We start from the raw sequence: 2,998 nt of genomic DNA on the forward strand, positions 1-2,998 counted from the left end.
CGGCGACGCGGGTGGCGAAGACGGGGGAGTCGTCCAGCAGTGCGGCGCCCATTCCGGCCCATTGCGAACCCTGCCCCGGGAACACCAGCACCGGGCCCGAGGCAGCGGTGGCCTGGGCGGACATCGCACCCACCGGCTCCACCACGGCCGGGTGCGACTCCCCGGCGGCCAGCGCCATGAGCCCCGCCGTCAGCTCGTCGCGGCCCTCACCCACGACCACCGCGCGGTGGTCGAACACCGACCGCGTGCTGATGAGCGACCAGCCCACCTCGGCGGGCGATACGTCCGCGTCGGCGGCCACCCGCTCGGCCAACGCCCGCGCCTGACCCCGTAACGCCTGAACGCTCCGCGCCGACACCGCCCACGGCACCACACCGATGCCGTCGGGGCCCGGCCGCGCCGCGGTGTGTTCCGCCTCCTCGGGTGCCTGCTCCAGGATCAGATGGGCGTTCGTCCCCGAGATGCCGAAGGCGGACACCCCGGCCCTGCGCGGCCGTTCTCCCCGGGGCCAGCAAACGGGCTCGGTCAGCAGCCGTACGCCCCCCGAGGTCCAGTCGGCGTGCGGGGTCGGCTCGTCGATGTGCAGCGAGGCGGGCAGCAGCTCGTGCCGCATCGCCATCACCATCTTGATGACACCGGCCGCACCCGCGGCGGCCTGGGTGTGGCCCAGGTTCGACTTGATGGAGCCCAGCCACAACGGCCGGTCCTCCGCCCTCCCTTGGCCGTACGTGGCCAGCAGCGCCTGGGCCTCGATCGGGTCGCCGAGCGTCGTCCCCGCGCCATGGCCTTCCACCGCGTCCACCTCGGCGGTGGACAGGTGGGCGTTGGCGAGCGCCTGCCGGATCACCCGCTGCTGCGAGGGCCCGTTCGGCGCGGTCAGCCCATTGCTCGCGCCGTCCTGGTTGACCGCCGAACCACGGATCACCGCCAGCACCCGGTGGTGACGGCGCCGCGCCTCACCGAGGCGCTCCAGGACGACGAGCCCGGCGCCCTCGCCCCATCCGGTGCCGTCGGCCGCGGCGGCGAAGGGCTTGCACCGGCCGTCGGGGGCCATGCCGCGCTGCCGGGAGAACTCGATGAACGCTCCCGGGGTGGCCATCACCGCAACGCCACCCGCCAACGCCAGATCGCATTCGCCCTGGCGCAGCGCCTGACAGGCCAGATGAATGGCCACCAGCGACGACGAACACGCCGTGTCCACCGTGACCGCGGGCCCCTCCAGACCCAGCGAGTACGCCACCCGGCCCGAGAGCACACTGCCGAGGTTTCCGGCCCCGACGTAGCCCTCCACCTCGCTGGTGATGTTCCCGATGACCGACAGGTAGTCGTGCGAGCCGATCCCGGCGAACACACCCGTGTTGCTGCCGCTCAAGGTGTCGCGACGGAACCCCGCCCGTTCGAACGCCTCCCACGCCGTCTCGAGGAGCAGCCGCTGCTGGGGGTCCATGGCCAGCGCCTCACGCGGGCTGATGTCGAAGAAGGCCGCGTCGAATGCGGTCGCGTCGTAACAGAATCCACCCTGGTCCACATAGGACGTCCCGTATTGCTCGGGATCCGGATCGAAGAGTTCGTCGAGTCCCCAGCCGCGGTCCGTCGGAAACGTGGAGACGGCGTCACCGCCCCGCTGCATCAGCTGCCAGAGATCCTCGGGCGAGCGCACCCCGCCGGGATAGCGGCACGCCATTCCCACGATGGCGACCGGCTCCGGCTCGGCCGAATCGATCTCGCGCAGACGCTGGCGGGTCCGGCGCAATTCGGCCGTGACCCACTTGAGGTGATCGAGAAGCTTCTCTTCGTTGGACATCTAGCGCAAGCTCCTTGGCGCGGCGCGGCGGGTGGAGGGCATCGGGCTCACGACTTTCCGAACTCATCGGAAATGAGGTCGAAAATGTCTTCCGCTGTTGCTGTCTCAAGCTCGCTGTGAGCCGTGGAACGGTCCGCTTCGTGTTCCGTATCGCTCCACTTGGCCAGCAGCAGCCGCAGTCGGCCGGTGATGCGGCGACGGGCCGCCTCGTCCACCGCGGACGGCTCCGACACCGCATCCCATGTGTCGAGGTCCGACAGCAGCCGCCCCTCGGAGGTCACATCCGTGTCGACAAGTCGCCCGCGCAGGAAGTCCGCCAGCTGGTTGGTCGTGGGGTGATCGAAGATGAGAGTGGGCGGCAGATCGATACCGGTGGTGGCGGTGAGTCGGTTACCGAATTCGACCGCGGTGAGGGAATCGAACCCCAGCTCCTGGAATGGCTGGGCGGGGGGAATGTCGTCCGTGCTGGTGTGGCCGAGAATTGCGGCCGCGTGCGTTTGCAGGTGGTGGAGGAGGAGTTGATGCTGCTGGGCGGGTGTGCTGCCGGCCAGTTGTTGCTGGAGCGAGCTGATGGCCGCCGTCGCATCCGGGATGTCGACGCCGGACGACGGGGTCGGCATGAGGTGGGTGAGGAGCGGACTCGGCCGTTGCGCCGTAAAACTTACGGGGAACTTCTCCCAGTCGATATCCGCGACGGTGACGGTGATGTCGTCGTGGTCGAGGGCGTGCTGAAGGGAGGCGACGGCGAGATCCGGGGCGAGCGGATTCATCCCGCGCCGGTTGTAGTAGTCGACGACGGCCTCGTCTGACGCCATTCCCGCGTCGCCCCAGGGCGCCCAGGCGATGCTGGTGGCGGGGAGTCCTTGGAGGCGGCGGTGTTCGGCCAGGGCGTCGAGGTAGGTGTTGGCGGCGGCGTAGGCGGCCTGTCGGCTGCCGCCCCAGGAGGCCGCACCGGAGGAGAAGAGCACAAATGCCCTGAGGTCGTGGTCCTTGGTCAGCTCGTGGAGATGGGTGGCGGCGAGCGCCTTGGGCTGAAGAACCTCGTTGATGTGGGGGAGGTCGATCTCCGCGAGCGATGTGTTCTCCGCGATGCCCGCGGCGTGGATGACGGTGGTGAGGGGGTGTTCGGTGGGGATGGCTCGGATGAGGTGGTGGAGGGCGGTGCGGTCGGAGACGTCGCAGGCGGTGATGGTG

General features: G+C 69.8%; 2 protein-coding genes. Both read right to left on the bottom strand.

From position 1 onward, the window contains the following. Positions 1-1,804 (bottom strand): type I polyketide synthase (locus LCH29_RS43670; protein ID WP_446467239.1); only part of this gene is annotated, 1,804 nt, incomplete at its 3' end. Positions 1,805-1,851: 47 nt separating this feature from the next. Further along, positions 1,852-2,998: KR domain-containing protein (locus tag LCH29_RS43675; RefSeq protein ID WP_446467240.1), on the bottom strand; the 1,147-nt coding region annotated here is incomplete at its 5' end.

It is taken from the genome of Streptomyces sp. BRA346 (genome assembly GCF_052851135.1).